The organism is Lutimonas halocynthiae (assembly GCF_030409835.1).
GTDB classification, from domain to species: Bacteria; Bacteroidota; Bacteroidia; order Flavobacteriales; family Flavobacteriaceae; genus Lutimonas; species Lutimonas halocynthiae.
Genome location: NZ_JAUFQO010000016.1, coordinates 155,357 through 170,200, shown reverse-complemented (window position 1 = coordinate 170,200; position 14,844 = coordinate 155,357). Strand labels below are relative to the sequence as shown.

Below are 14,844 nucleotides of genomic sequence, written 5' to 3'. Positions count from 1 at the left end.
ATTTTTATCAAGAAATTAACATGCAATTAACAAGCGTATAGTCAATGATTTAGTTGAATAGTAATCCTTCATATTCTTGAATTAAATAAATAAAGAAGAATGCAGAAGATAGAAGTGAGCAGTGGAGGTCGTAATAGCATTCTAAATGCATAAAAATTCAGTCAAAAACCTGAAGTTTTGAATCTAAAACCTAAAATTGACAATCTATGAGACTATAGGATCATTTGCTTAAATAAGCATTTTATTTTGTATGGGCATTAACCCTTATACCTCCATACAATACCACTCATACATTCTCTCGATTCCTTCTTCCAATTCAACTTGATACTTCCAGCCCAATTCTTTCAACTTTGAAGAATCTGTTAATTTTCTCATCGTACCATCAGGTTTATCTGCATTGAAAAACAAGCCTCCTTTATAACCTATTACTTTTTTAATAATATGGGCCAATTCAGCTATTGAAATCTCTTTTCCTGTTCCTATGTTGATATGAGTGTTTCGAATTTCTTTGTTTGAAGCATCAAAAGTATCCTTAAAATCAATACTCTCCATCACATGAACGCAGGCATCAGCCATATCCTCACTCCATAAAAATTCACGCATTGGTTTTCCTGATCCCCAGATTTCTACTGACAAACCTCCACCGTCAGATGATTCATCATCAGATCGAGAAATTCCGTATTTTAACAATTTTTCTAAAATTTCTTCTTCTGAATTGTTATGGTCAATGCCTTCAATTGGCAACTTCTGCAAATCGCTTCTCAAAGTATCCCAATCATTATTTTCAAGAGCTTTACCTATGTGCATTTTTCTGATCAATGCAGGTAATACATGCGATTTTTCAAGGTCAAAATTGTCGTTCGGGCCATATAAATTGGTAGGCTGAACCGCAATAAAATTTGTATCATATTGCAAATTATAACTTTCACACATTTTTATACCAGCGATCTTCGCAATGGCATAAGGTTCATTTGTGTATTCCAGTGTATCAGTCAGCAAATATTCCTCTTTCATAGGTTGAGGACAGTTTTTTGGATAAATACAAGTACTTCCCAAAAACAGCAGTTTCTTTACACCGTTTAAATAACTCTGATGGATTATGTTATTTTGGATCGATAAATTATCATAGATAAAGTCAGCCCTGTATGTGTTATTTGCTATAATACCTCCAACTTTTGCCGCTGCCAAAAAAACGTAATCCGGTTTCTCCTTTGAGAAATATTCGGCCACAGCATTAGTGTCTTTTAAATCGAGTTCTTGATGTGTTCTGGTAAGGAAATTAGTATAACCTTTTTCTTTTAAATTCTTAAGAATGGCCGATCCTACTAAGCCCCGATGGCCAGCGATGTATATTTTTGAATCTTTATTCATAATAATTCAACACATTATAACCCCCATCTTTTAAATACTGGTCCTTTTGCATTAGTTTTAAATCGCTCTGCATCATATCATCTACTAAGTGTTTTAAATCAAATTCAGGAATCCAACCCAGTTTTTCTTTAGCCTTGCTTGCATCTCCGATTAACAAATCAACCTCTGTAGGTCTAAAATATCTTGGATCAACAGCCACTACTTCAGTTCCATTCTCCAATTGAAAATCTGAATTATGACATTTTTTAATAAAACCTTTCTCATCAACGCCTTCACCCTTAAATTCCAACTCAATTCCCAGATAATCAAAGGACATTTTCACAAAATCCCTAACAGAAGTTGTGGTTCCCGTGGCAATAACCCAATCCTGAGCTTCTTCATGTTGAAGTAGCATCCACATCATCCTTACATAATCTTTAGCATGCCCCCAATCTCTTTTAGCATCCAAATTACCCAAGAATAATTTATCCTGCAGACCAAGGGCTATTTTTGATGCAGCCCTTGTAATTTTTCTTGTCACAAACGTTTCTCCTCTAATAGGAGATTCATGATTAAACAGGATGCCGTTACAGGCATACATTCCATAAGCTTCTCTATAGTTTACCGTAATCCAAAAGGCGTACATTTTCGCAACTGCATATGGGCTTCTTGGATAAAACGGTGTTGTTTCCGTTTGTGGCACTTCCTGAACCTTACCATATAGCTCAGAAGTAGATGCCTGATAAATACGAACCTTTTTATCCATATTTAGCATACGAACCGCCTCTAACAACCTTAAAGTTCCTAACCCATCCGCATTCCCTGTATATTCGGGCATTTCAAAGGAAACATGAACATGACTCATTGCAGCCAAGTTGTAGATCTCATCGGGTTGTACTTCCTGTATAATCCTGATTAGGTTAGTGCTGTCTGTCATATCACCATAATGCAAAACAAAGTTTTGATTATCTACGTGAGGGTCCTGGTATAAGTGGTCTATTCTGTCCGTATTAAATAAGGAAGACCTTCTTTTTATCCCATGAACTATATAATCTTTTTTTAATAAAAACTCACTTAAGTAGGCTCCATCTTGTCCTGTAACACCAGTTATTAAAGCAATTTTTTTCATATATCAAATTCAATTAATCTGTAAAATATTAGATAAAATTCTCCATTTATTTACAATGCCCCAAATATAATTTTTTCATTACAGTTTCAAAGCCTCAATTGGTCTAAAATAATAAAGAAATTAACAGGCAATTAACAAGCGTGTAGTCAATGGTTTAGTTGAATTGCAAGCCTTCGTAGTCTTTAAATAAATAAATAAAGGGAGAAGGGACAAATGATAAGTGAGAAATAGAGGTCAAAATAGACTTTTAAATGCATAAAAATTGAGTCTAAAAACCTGAAATTTTGATTCTAAAACTTAAAATTGACAATCTATTAGGTGATGGAACTATTTGCTTATTTTGTGTCGGCAAAAGTAAACTAAGTGCGGGCTTTTAGTGAGGGCTTCGGAACTACATATAAATAAGATAATTGAACAATTTAACCAAGTTCCGAAACCCTCACTCCTCACTTAATTCTTAACCCTTAACTCTTAACCCTTAAATCAACCCCAATCCCAATACCAAAACAACCCCAATTCCTACCAACCCCTGCAACAAAGTTGCCACAGTCTGACTCTTCAATGCAGTTTTGGTGTCCATTTCGGTAAACTGTGCTACAACCCAGAAGAAACTATCGTTAATATGTGAAACTGTCATGGCTCCGGCTCCTATCGCCAGGACCGCAAGGGCCCGGCCAAAAGAGGTGTCCAGACCAAAACTTTCCATTACCGGAGCGATGATGGCCGCCGTTGTGATAATAGCTACAGTGGATGAGCCTTGGGCTGTTTTTAAAATGGCTGCTATAAGAAAGGGCAATAACAAGCCCAATTCCATTCCTGAGAAGGTCTCCCCGATATAATCACCTATGCCAGTTGCTCTTAAGATTGCGCCAAAGGCGCCACCTGCTCCGGTAATTAAAATAATGACACCGGCTTGTTTTAGGCCTTGTGCTACCCATTGGGTATGTGTCTCTTTTGATTTTTTCTGTCGCAATTGAAATGCCAGCGCAACGCCAATAAACAAGGCTATCACTGGATGACCGATGAATTGTAAAAATTCCGCGAATCTTCCAACTCCAAAAGGATGTGTCGGATAGGCAGCAATTGAATTCAAGGCAATCAAAATTATCGGCACCAACAAAGGAGCAAATGATTTCGTGGTATTAGGCAATTTCTTTTGTTCTATTGTAGACTTCGTGTCTAAGGCAATTGGCTTGCCAATCTTATTTCCTATATACTTTCCCCAGAACATGCCAGTCAAAGCAACTGGGATGGCCACTACAAAGCCCAACATAATTACCAAACCAAGATCTGCATCGAGTGCTGCAGTAGCTGCCAAAGGGCCTGGTGTAGGCGGAATAAAAACATGGGTTGCGTATAGTCCTGATGCCAAAGAAACACCAAGAACTATTAAGGGAATATTGGAGCGTTTACTAACTGCTTTCATCAAAGAAGAAAGAATGATAAAGCCTGAATCACAATACACCGGAATTGAAACAATAAAACCGGTAAGGTTCATCGCTAAAGCCGAATTCTTTTTCCCAACTTTTTTAATGACCCAATTGGCTAAAGACATGGCTCCGCCACTTTTTTCGAGATAAGCCCCAATGATTGTTCCGAAAGCTATAATAATACCAATACTTCCGAGTGTTTTCCCAAAGCCCTCCATCAAGGTTTTTGTAATCTCAGCTTCAGATAAACCGCCAATAAAACCCATAAAGATACCAGCTGCGAGTAAACTTAAAAAGGGGTGGACATTAAATTTTGATGAGGCTACGATCATCAATATTACAACAAGAACAAGGGAAATCAGAATTAGCATAGGGCTAAGGACTAAGTGTTAAGGGTTAAGTATTAAGTTTTTGGTTTTGGTTTTGGTTTTGGTAATCTATTTATATCATTCATGCATTCCATCACAGATCTCTTTGCACCCTCAATGCAAAATCCGTTGCCATTTTATCCAGATAAGACCTTCCGTTCTTTATCGCATCATCATAATCAATGGCCTCTAGCATGACTGATGCTGAATACTGTATGCCCATATTTGATAAGGCGTCTTGGGGTAAGGTAATACGTCCACAAAATACAGCTACAGGAATTTTTTGATCCTGTGCAGACTCTGACACTCCTTTCACTGCCTTACCTGTCAGGGTTTGAAAATCTAACTTACCTTCTCCTGTAACGACCCAATCTGCATCTTTGATCTTTTTATCAAAACGTATCATTTCTTTAACCATTTCAATTCCTGATCTCAATTCTCCATTTAGGAAAGTAAGTGCCCCTGCGCCCATACCGCCTGCGGCACCAGCACCATATATATCATTTATATCTTTATTAAAAGTCTCAATTAAAACTTCATTGAAATCTCTCAATCCTTTATCCAAAAACTCAATCTCCTCTTTACTGGCACCTTTCTGTGGTCCATAAATATATGCCGCTCCGTCTTCTCCATACAAGGGGCTAATAACATCACAGGCCACTTCAAAATCTGTTGTCATGACACGAGGATCTACTTTATCAGTTCTAATCTCTTTCACCGAAGATAAATTTTCGCCAATAGGCTCTACTGCCTTGCCTTCTGCATCATAAAATTCATAACCCAAAGCGGCAGCCATACCCATACCGCAATCGCACGTAGCACTACCTCCAACTCCCAATATGATTTTTTCTGCACCTGCATCCAGCGCTGCTTTGATCAATTCCCCGGTTCCATAAGTTGTGGTTTTAGAACAGTTATATTCATCTTCCTTCAAAAGTCTAAGCCCAGAAGCTTCAGCCATTTCTACAAAGGCAATTTTAAAATCTTCATTGTACAAAAAAGCAGCTTCAATTTTTCTGAATAAGGGGTCATGCACTTCCAGTAACTTTTTACCATGTGGCACTTGGGACTCAAGCGCTGACAAGGTACCATCACCTCCATCTGCAACAGGGGCTTCTACGATTTCAGCATCAGGAATTATTTTCCATATGGCTTCTTTAACGATCCAACAAAATTCTATTCCTGTTAGAGATCCTCTAAATTTATCTGGTGCGATGACAATCTTCATAATACTATTATATAAAACCTAACTCCCTGGCTTTAAGAATCAAAGCTTTGTCTCCCTGATCCTCAACATCAAATATTTCTTTTAAGATTCTTTTTCTTTTTTCGATGCCAGCTATAGACAAAGGTACGATGTTTGGCAAATCTTTCATCTTGGTACCCAATGATAATTCAAATAAAATCTGTCGATCTTTTTTATCAATATTAATATTTCTATGCATTTTTATGCGCATAAGGTTTGATACGGTTTGGCTGTAATGCACACCACCTTGCATAATCTTAATAATGGCACTCACCAATTCCTTGGGATCTAAATCATTTTTAATCAAAAACCCTTCTGGATTCAAACTTTTAAAAATATTCTGAATACGGTAATTATCATTAAATGTCGTTGCAACAATGATTTTTGCCAGAGGATGGTTTTCCCTTATCATTTCTCCTAAATCTTCCCCAGAGAGTATCCTGCGATCCTTGGAAGCCGGGAGTCTTATATCCAGAAAAACCAGATCCCAACTGTCATTGGTCCAGGAATTCATTATTTTTTCCTTAGCCGTATCACAATTCTCAGCAGATTCAATTTGCATTTGAATGTCTTGATTCTCTTTCATTACCTGATGTAAAGCCTTTCTGTAGGAATCACAAATTAGGGGATGATCATCAATGATCAACACTTTATTCTTTTGCCTCATGATATATGGTTTTAGTTGATATGCTTAATGTAATTGCCGTTCCTGTTTCAGGCTTTGAATGAATATTAATATCAGCTCCGATGGATTTAGCCCTGGAGTGCATGTTTTTCAATCCAATTCCTTTTTGTTTCTTATTCGTGTCAAAACCATGCCCATCATCAACAATACTCAATTCAATATTTTCCTTTTTCTTTCTCAAGCTCACTATAACCTTCTGAGCCTTAGCATATTTAATTATATTAAAAATTGCCTCCTGAGCAATTCTGTATAAATTGATCTTAATAGCTTCATCCACCCTGTTCCAGGCTATAGTTTTATCAGCATCTAATTCATATTTGAATTGCCCAAAGGTGCTTTGTTCCTTTAATAACTCTGACAATAAAATAGTAAAGTCTTTTTTCGAAGACAAGTCATCAGCCTTCAGTTCATGTGATAAGGTTCTGATCTCTTTTTCTACCAGCTGTAACTCCTTCATAAAGGCGTCATACTTAGTAATATCATCTATGTTTTCACCAATATTTAAAAAACCAAGCCCCATTCTAACCGAAAACAACCTCGCCAAAATACCATCATGCAGTTCCTGAGAAATCCGTATCCTTTCTTGAATCCTTCCTTCTTCAGTCTTATTTTGCTGTTTTAACATCAAATCATAAATTTCCTCATTATCCTGGTGATGTTGACTTTCAAGAATTAATGTCCTGTTTTTAGATCGTTGTCGATATAAAAAAAAGAATAAACCCAAACTAAAAATACCGAATCCACTGGTTAATGAAATCCAGACATTTTTCCTTTTAAGCTCCTCATTCGCAGCGATATAATTTTCTGTTTCAAATTGAATTCTTGTAAACTTATCTCGAATTTTTCGCTCTTCAAATAACAAACTATCATTCAATGAAATATACCTGTTCATATAGCTTATACTATTTTTAGGATCAGAAACAGATAACAGATGCAGGTTTTCCAAAATATCCCGGTTCAGTCCGAGCTTATTAGAAATATCATATGCAATTTTTGCTTCCTTATAGGCTCTTAAGCTATCTCCTTTTTTAAGGAAATAATACGCCAAATGCTTTCGACTGATTACTTCAGCGCCTCTATCATTCGCCTGTTCTCTGATTTTCAAGGCTTCCATATAAATGGGATACACATCCCTATCTTGCTCATTTAAAAACATACAAAAAGCACGATTGTCGATTAACTTTGCATATAAGTTTAGATGGTTTTTCTTTAATTCATCGTTTTCAAGGGCCTGATCCAGCGTCTTGATGGCCAGCTCATACTTTTCTTGTTTTTGGTAAACAAGGCTTAGATTGTTTAATAATCTTTCTCTGTTAACACTTTTTGACTCTAATTGGGATAATAATTCCGTGGCAACTCGAAAATGATATACCGCACTGTCATAATTACCTAACTCTTTATCAATAATCAACAAACGATTGTAGCATAAAAATAAATTCCGTTTTCTTTCTAAGCTCTTAAAACCGTTAATTGCTGAAATAACTGAAATCTCACTCTGAACATAGTTTTTAACTCGAAACTCTAAAAAAGATAAATTATAGTCCATCTTAGATTTGTAATATTCATGACCAATTGAAGAGTAAAAATTTCTAGATTTCACATAATGGTAATAAGCACTATCTAATATGTCTCTGTCAGCCAACATATTTCCGATGTTCCAGTGATATTCAGCAATTGCTTTGGTATCCTTCACTTTCAAAGCAATTTTTAAAATCAATTTGTTCGTCTCTTCAAACAGCGAATCACTATTCAACGAATACAATTGGTCAGAAATCCTGAGAAGATTACTTACTTTTACTGAATCATTTTCTTCCTTCAAAGCAATTTGTAGTGTTCTTTTAAGAAATGACATCTTCGTAATTTCATTAATCGAGTCACTCTTACTTTTTTGAAGCCAATAATTCAAGCTATCAAGAGAGTTTAACTCGTTTTTTCTTGTATCCAAATCTTCATTAAGACAGGAAGAAAAAAATAGCAACTGAATCCCAAGACAAATCTGAATCAGAACGTAATTTATTTTAATAGAACAATTCAATTTAAGCAATTACATTAATAAAAATAATCAATTCAATCTCGCTCAGAATCCAATTCTTGATCCCCCTCTTCGCCCCCATCAATCAATTGGATTGCTTTGTATTCTGCAGCTTCCACAGTTTCATCCTCTGTGCATTGTGTACTTAAAATTCCCATTATGAGTAACACAATAATAATTCCTAATTTTTTCATAATTATCAGTTTTAGTACCCAAAAGATACTAAAAAATTATAAAAATGTAAATAATTATAAACATAACGCACTGATTTTAAGCTCGTCTGCATTGTAAAAATCACCCAAAGCCTGTATTCATAAAAAGCATTTCAATACTAACTACAAGTTATTCAAATCAGTTCAGCCTTCTATTAAATTAACCTTACTGATAGTAAGTATTTTCCTTACCCTTCCTTTTCAAATACGAATTAATTTTACTAATCATATTATTTATTTGATGGCCATGGAAATAAAACGATTTAGAAACAAATACAACTTAGAGCTGATTCCTGCATCCCATGAGAACATTATTTTGGGTAATCTTGTTTGGGATCCTTTGATAGGAAAACCAAAATTTGATGATCCCGGCATGTCAGAACATGTCTATAATACCTTTTTAGACGCTGGCATTATTAGTCGTGAAAACTGGACTAAAGGCATAAAAGATCTGGATAAGGAAAAGATTAAGAATGCCCATCTGGCTGACAGGGTAATACATATGGAATCAAATGTTATCACTACCCTCGAAAATCCAATAATTCAGGATCTGGAAGCCAGATTTGAGCTGAATAAGATCAATAATTTTCACTTTGGCAACCTGCAAATTAAAACCATGTCAAACTTAAACAGGATTAGAATCGACAATTATTTAGAAATTCTAAAGCATGACAACTGGAAAACCTATGACGGAAAAATTCGTCGTGTTTATATGATTACCGAGCTTTATTATGGCAGTATTCAAATCATTATGGACAAAGCCCTTAAATCAGCACTTGAAGGCACAATAGAAACATCCTCATTACAACTGCAACAAACAGTAGAATTCGACAGGTCTATTGAATACACTTTCGATCACAAGAGTGTTCCTTTCGCCATGAGGCTGGAAAAAATGAGAGCCTTTAATGCCTGAAACCCGATTCTATTTATTCTTTTATAGAGTAAGTGAACTGAAGGAAAGCATAATATACACCACGATCACAACAACAGTTAGAGAAGTTAAGATATCCCAAATATTATAGCTTGATTTATTGGCAGACTTCTGCTCTTCAGTAATTGTCCCAAAAGTTAATCCAGCCAATTGTTCCTCTGATGGAGCAGGATAAAACATACTCACCACTACAGCTATACCGATGCATAAAGCAAAGAAATAGGCACCAAATACCAGCCAATTGATATCCGCTATATTGAATAAAAAACTTCCTTCACTAAAACTTGATTTCATGATCTCTAAGGTCAGCTTTGAAAAACCTATAATAAAACCTCCAACCAAAGTCGCGATAGCACCATTAGAATTTATCCGCTTATAAAAAATACCCAATAAGAATACAGCTGCTATGGGTGGCGAAATATACGCTTGCACATTTTGCAAGTATTCGTATAAACCATCAGATAATCTGGAAATAATGGGTATCCATAAAAGGCCTAATCCAACTACAAAAAAGGTCGCGATTTGCCCTGTTTTAACCAAATCTTTTTCCGGCTTATTCGGTCGCATTTTTTTATAAATATCCAAAGTGAAGAGTGTCGAGCACGAATTAAATACGGAGGCCAATGAACTCATCAATGCTGCCAACAGACCAGCAGCAACCAAACCTCTTAAACCGGATGGCAACAGGTTACTCATCAATACAGGAAAAGCTTCATCAGGATTATCCCAGTCTAATTTACCTTGCATTTTTAAGCCTAAGGCTACAACACCTGGAATTAAAAACAAAAACACCGGCATTAATTTTAGTAAAGCACCAAATATACTTCCCCTTCTTCCTTCTTTAATGTTCTTGGCCGTTAGCACTCGTTGTACAATTACCTGATCGGTACACCAGTACCAGATCCCTACAACCGTACTGGTAATGAATAAGGGTAACCATGGATAATCCGGATCAGAATTAGGGCGCCACATATTAAAATAATCACTTCCAACAGTTGCTTTAAGTTCTGACCAGCCACCAACAGCATCCAGCCCCATAAACGTAAGTACTCCTGCTCCTAATACGAGCACTATAGCCTGTATTGTTTCGGTATAAACCACGGCACGCATACCTCCTAAAACTGTATAAATCCCCGTTAAGACGACGGTTGCCACCGCACCAATCCAAAAGGGAATCCCCAATAAGGCAGAAACAACAATTCCACCTGCATAAATGGTTACAGATACTTTGGTTAATATATAAGCTACCAGAGATACAATTGATAAGACCCATCTCGATCTTGCGTCAAATCTTTTTTCTAAAAACTCGGGCATTGTAAAAACGCCACTTCGAGCATAAAAAGGTAAAAACACCCAACCCAACATTAATACGATCCATGCGTGCATTTCATAAATCAAAAGCGGCATTTTATCCCCTGCTCCATTTCCAGCCAATCCAACCACATGTTCTGACCCAATGTTTGAAGCAAAAATAGAAGCACCTACCATGAACCAGCCAATATTTCTACCAGCTAGAAAATAGTCTTCAGTATTTTTTTGCTTTTGTAAAATTACCCACCAGGCAACACCTAGCAACACAATAAAATAAGTAACAATAACAATCCAATCCAGAGTGTCCAGTGCTTTCATATAGGTTTATTCTTTAGTTTTTGTTGTTCTAAAAATGAGTTTTAATATTGGCCATAATAATCTTGTAAAAAGTAAATTAATTTTTTTTCATAAACAAGAAATTATACAATACTAGTCATTTTAGGTTCAATCTTAAGTTTCCTTTATTGTAATCTACCAAAAACTGAGCTAATCGAATATCCGTTAATGGAATATTGTCAGATCATGTCAGGGGTTGTTTTTTTCTATAGCAGAAAATCTGAATTTATCCATACCAACAAGATGAAGATTTTGTCAATTTTTCTCGTAAATTAGCTATGATGCTTCAGATAAAAATGAAAGAACGCTCATGGATATTTTAATAATGGTTTCTGAACTACTCTTTGGCTCAAGAAATCCTTATAAAAAACAAAGAATAAAGATCTAATATTAAACACAATAAATAAGCAAATGAAAGGACCAGCAATATATTTAGCGCAGTTTATGGATGATAAAGCCCCGTTTAACAACTTAAATGATAGTTGTAAAGAAATGGCTTCTTATGGCTACAAGGGGGTTCAATTACCTTCTTGGGATGCCAGGTGTTTTGATCTTGAGAAACTTGCTGAGAGCAAAACTTATGCTGATGAAATAAAAGGTATTGCTAACAGCCATGGAGTTGAAATAACCGAATTGGGTACTCATTTGCAAAGTCAGTTGGTTGCGGTACATCCAGCCTATGACAAAATGTTTGACGGTTTTGCTCCTTCAAAATTTCACAACAACCCGAAGGCAAGAACAGAATGGGCTGTTAATCAAATGATGTTATGCGCCAAAGCCAGTGAAAATTTGGGCATTAATGCCTTAGTCGCGTTTTCAGGAGCATTATTATGGCCTTTTGTGTATCCTTGGCCACAAAGACCTGAAGGCCTCGTTGAAGACGGATTCCAAGAATTGGCAAAAAGATGGTTACCTATTTTAGATGTGTATGACCAGCATGGGGTTGATATTTGTTTTGAACTACACCCAGGCGAAGATCTGCATGACGGGCTTACTTTTGAGCGTTTTTTAGAGGCTACCAATCATCATCAACGCGCCAATATCTTATATGATCCCAGTCATTTTATCATGCAACAAATGGATTATAAGGCATTCATAGATATTTATCATGAAAGAATTAAAATGTTCCATGTAAAAGACGCAGAATTTAATCCTTCGGGAAAAGCGGGAGTTTATGGAAGTTATTCATCATGGGTCGAACGACCTGGCAGGTTCAGATCACTGGGTGATGGTCAGATTGATTTCAAATCTATATTCAGCAAATTTGCGCAATATAATTTTGATGGATGGGCCGTCGTTGAATGGGAATGTTGTTTAAAAAACCCTATAGACGGCGCAATTGAAGGTGCTCAATTTGTAAAAGATCACATGATAATAAAAGCAGGTAAATCATTTGATGACTTTGCCTCTTCAGGGATTAACAAAGAGCTGAATAAAAGTATTTTAGGGCTTTAATACCCGCTTTTTCATTTTTCTCTGACTCTTTATTTTGATATATTTTCAATAAGTCCAAGTGCTGCTCTTTCTCCTGAAATCATTGCAGCGTTTAGGGAGCCATTTAATTGTGTATCTCCGGCTAGAAATATACTTGTAGTTAATCTTGTTTCAGACGGTAATATGTCATATTGAAGATTATCTAACTTTGGTAAAGCCATCGGAATGCTGTATCGTTTAAGAAATGTGCAAGAATCGATACAACAATATTGCTTTAACTCTAACATAACCTGATTGATGAGTGCTTCTTGAGTTAAGCTGTGGTTTTTGACCACAGTAACTGATAATAATTGATTTTTAGATGATTGATCACTCGCAAAGCTTGTGGGATAGAAAATATTATTTATCAAAGCATCAGCAGCGGGTATAAGGCCAATTAATGGTTTAGCAATAATACGCTCTTTAGTCTCAAAATATAAGGTGTCACAAGACTTCCATTTTGTAGCCTGATTGCTTAAATTTTGAATAAGTCCACTGGCTTCAGTAGCTACTATGGTGAAATCAGTTTGAATTTTATCACCATTCTTAAGTGTTATTTCTTGGTCCTTGATTGAACTAACCGGTGAATTAAATATAATCGTGGTGTGCTTTAAATTATTGGCAAGTTGTCTTGGAATAGCTTGCATTCCAGATTTAGGTAAAGCCGCATAGCCTTCTCCAAACATCTTATAAACAAACTCGAACATCCTGCTTGATGTGGCCAGTTCAGTTTCCAAAAAAATACCAGTAAAAAATGGTTTAAAAAAATCATCAATCATAGCTGAAGAAAAACCAAGCTCCAGCAAATAAGCCAATGTGCTTTGCTCCTTATCAGCGAAAATGTCAGCCAAGCTTTTGTTTTTTACTCGGTTATTTAATTTGAGTATTTTCAGTTTATCACCAATTACACCTATTCCTGAAAATAGTGTCGAAAACAACAAAGAAATATCTCTTAAAGGATCGCCCAAAACGATTTGCTTTCCCGATTTAAAAATCGCGGCTCCTGGCACAAATTTTTGCAATTCTAAGGATGTGAAATCCAAATACTTTTGTGCAGCAGGATACGCAGTTAATAGTACTTGAAAGCCATGGTCTAATTGGTAGCCTTTCACTACATCTGTTTTAACACGGCCACCAACGCTGTCAGAGGCTTCCATGATAACAGGTAAATAGCCATGATCCTCTAGTACTCTGGCAGCAACCAAACCACTGATGCCTGCTCCTATGATGTGTATTTTATAATCTTGTTTATTCATAAGGATTATGTTAAGAATTCAAAGCTATATTACTTTTCTGCTAATTTAAGTGTTTTAGATTTTGTTTAACAAAATAATTTTATAATTAAACAAAATTTAGATATCTTTACCTAAAGTAAAAAACAGAGACATGAAAACAATTGACAAAGCCAAATTAGTAAGCAGTAAATCGAAGGATACAATAAAACAATCAATTTATGATATTGCTATCAATTCTTTAAATGGACAACCAATCTCTTTACATGATTTTGAAGGCAAGAAAATACTCTTTGTCAATGTTGCTTCCGAATGTGGATTTACAAAACAATATAAAGACCTTCAAGCTTTAAGTGATCAATTTCAAGATAGCTTAGTAATTATTGGATCACCATGTAACCAATTTGGTAGACAAGAGCCTGGTGATGCTACGCAGATTCAAAAGTTTTGTGAGTTAAATTTTGGTGTTAAGTTTTTACTCACTGAAAAAATTGATGTTAAAGGTAGCAAGCAGCATCCTTTATATAAATGGCTTACAACCAAAAGCTTAAACAACAAAAAGAGTTCTAGTGTTAAATGGAATTTTCAAAAATATTTGGTTGATGATAAAGGCCGTTTAATTGATTATTATTTTTCAATTACGAACCCATTGAGCTCTAAAATAACGAAGCATTTGTAATGTCCATAGCGATTCTGCGTCTTTTATTCGATTTTGGATTACTTGTGTTGGTTTGGATTGTTCAACGCATTGTATATCCCGGTTTTCTCCATTATAATTCTAAAAATCTTATAAACTGGCATAAAGTATATACTTCTCGTCTAACTTTTATTGTGATGCCATTGATGCTTGGCCAATTAGGGATTTCTATATATCAACTGATCATGGAAATCAATCTTTATACAGTTTTGAGCATCATTATCATCATTGTGATATGGGTATCTACTTTCACGCAATTTGTTCCTATTCATGCTCAAATTTCCAAAGGAAAAGCCAATCAAAAAATGTTGGATTCACTAGTAAAAAAGAATTGGATCAGAACTTTTCTGTGGACCATATTATTTCTATATAGTATGCTCATTACTGCTATGTAATTTTTAAAAGTCTTAAT

13 protein-coding genes are annotated in these 14,844 nt (G+C 35.6%); 4 read left to right on the top strand and 9 right to left on the bottom strand.

The features are described from left to right. Positions 1-264 precede the first annotated feature (264 nt). From QWY87_RS13740 to QWY87_RS13710, 7 genes are all read right to left on the bottom strand, one after another. Complete coding sequence (locus QWY87_RS13740) at positions 265-1,371, bottom strand: GDP-L-fucose synthase family protein (protein ID WP_290292191.1); 1,107 nt, start codon at positions 1,369-1,371, stop codon at positions 265-267. After that, positions 1,364-2,479 carry a GDP-mannose 4,6-dehydratase gene (gene gmd / locus QWY87_RS13735; protein ID WP_290292190.1) on the bottom strand — a complete coding sequence of 372 codons (1,116 nt, stop codon included), beginning with the start codon at positions 2,477-2,479 and terminating at the stop codon, positions 1,364-1,366. The genes QWY87_RS13740 and gmd overlap by 8 nt, the downstream gene beginning before the upstream one ends. Before the next feature lie 478 nt (positions 2,480-2,957). After that, entirely contained in the window at positions 2,958-4,280 is a 1,323-nt protein-coding gene (locus QWY87_RS13730; protein WP_290292189.1) for a GntP family permease, read from the bottom strand. Between the two features lie 91 nt (positions 4,281-4,371). After that, positions 4,372-5,505, bottom strand: a complete 1,134-nt coding sequence (locus QWY87_RS13725; protein WP_290292187.1) for a glycerate kinase — start codon at positions 5,503-5,505, stop codon at positions 4,372-4,374. A 7-nt stretch (positions 5,506-5,512) separates the two neighbouring features. Next, positions 5,513-6,190 (bottom strand): response regulator, encoded by a 678-nt coding sequence (locus QWY87_RS13720; protein WP_290292185.1) that lies wholly within the window; start codon positions 6,188-6,190, stop codon positions 5,513-5,515. Further along, positions 6,174-8,060 carry a tetratricopeptide repeat-containing sensor histidine kinase gene (locus tag QWY87_RS13715; RefSeq protein ID WP_290292184.1) on the bottom strand — a complete coding sequence of 629 codons (1,887 nt, stop codon included), beginning with the start codon at positions 8,058-8,060 and terminating at the stop codon, positions 6,174-6,176. Before QWY87_RS13715 ends, QWY87_RS13720 begins: the two co-directional genes overlap by 17 nt. A 215-nt stretch (positions 8,061-8,275) precedes the next feature. Beyond that, positions 8,276-8,434, bottom strand: a complete 159-nt coding sequence (locus tag QWY87_RS13710; RefSeq protein WP_290292182.1) for a hypothetical protein — start codon at positions 8,432-8,434, stop codon at positions 8,276-8,278. A gap of 265 nt (positions 8,435-8,699) precedes the next feature. On the opposite strand from QWY87_RS13710, the gene QWY87_RS13705 reads away from it, so the two are divergent. After that, positions 8,700-9,365 (top strand): hypothetical protein, encoded by a 666-nt coding sequence (locus QWY87_RS13705; RefSeq protein ID WP_290292180.1) that lies wholly within the window; start codon positions 8,700-8,702, stop codon positions 9,363-9,365. A gap of 21 nt (positions 9,366-9,386) precedes the next feature. Here QWY87_RS13705 and QWY87_RS13700 read toward each other — a convergent pair whose 3' ends face one another. Then, on the bottom strand, positions 9,387-11,012 hold the full coding sequence (locus QWY87_RS13700; protein WP_290292178.1) for a sodium:solute symporter: 1,626 nt from the start codon (positions 11,010-11,012) through the stop codon (positions 9,387-9,389). A gap of 429 nt (positions 11,013-11,441) precedes the next feature. On the opposite strand from QWY87_RS13700, the gene QWY87_RS13695 reads away from it, so the two are divergent. After that, on the top strand, positions 11,442-12,485 hold the full coding sequence (locus QWY87_RS13695; protein ID WP_290292176.1) for a sugar phosphate isomerase/epimerase family protein: 1,044 nt from the start codon (positions 11,442-11,444) through the stop codon (positions 12,483-12,485). Positions 12,486-12,514: 29 nt separating this feature from the next. On the opposite strand, the gene QWY87_RS13690 is transcribed toward QWY87_RS13695, so the two are convergent. Further along, positions 12,515-13,759: an NAD(P)/FAD-dependent oxidoreductase gene (locus tag QWY87_RS13690; RefSeq protein WP_290292175.1), complete on the bottom strand. Its 1,245-nt coding sequence runs from the start codon at positions 13,757-13,759 to the stop codon at positions 12,515-12,517. 130 nt (positions 13,760-13,889) lie between these two features. On the opposite strand from QWY87_RS13690, the gene QWY87_RS13685 reads away from it, so the two are divergent. After that, entirely contained in the window at positions 13,890-14,414 is a 525-nt protein-coding gene (locus QWY87_RS13685) for a glutathione peroxidase (protein WP_290292173.1), read from the top strand. Then, a complete protein-coding gene (locus QWY87_RS13680) occupies positions 14,414-14,827 on the top strand; it encodes a hypothetical protein (protein ID WP_290292169.1) in 414 nt (137 codons plus the stop codon). Before QWY87_RS13685 ends, QWY87_RS13680 begins: the two co-directional genes overlap by 1 nt. The last annotated feature ends 17 nt before the right edge of the window (positions 14,828-14,844 follow it).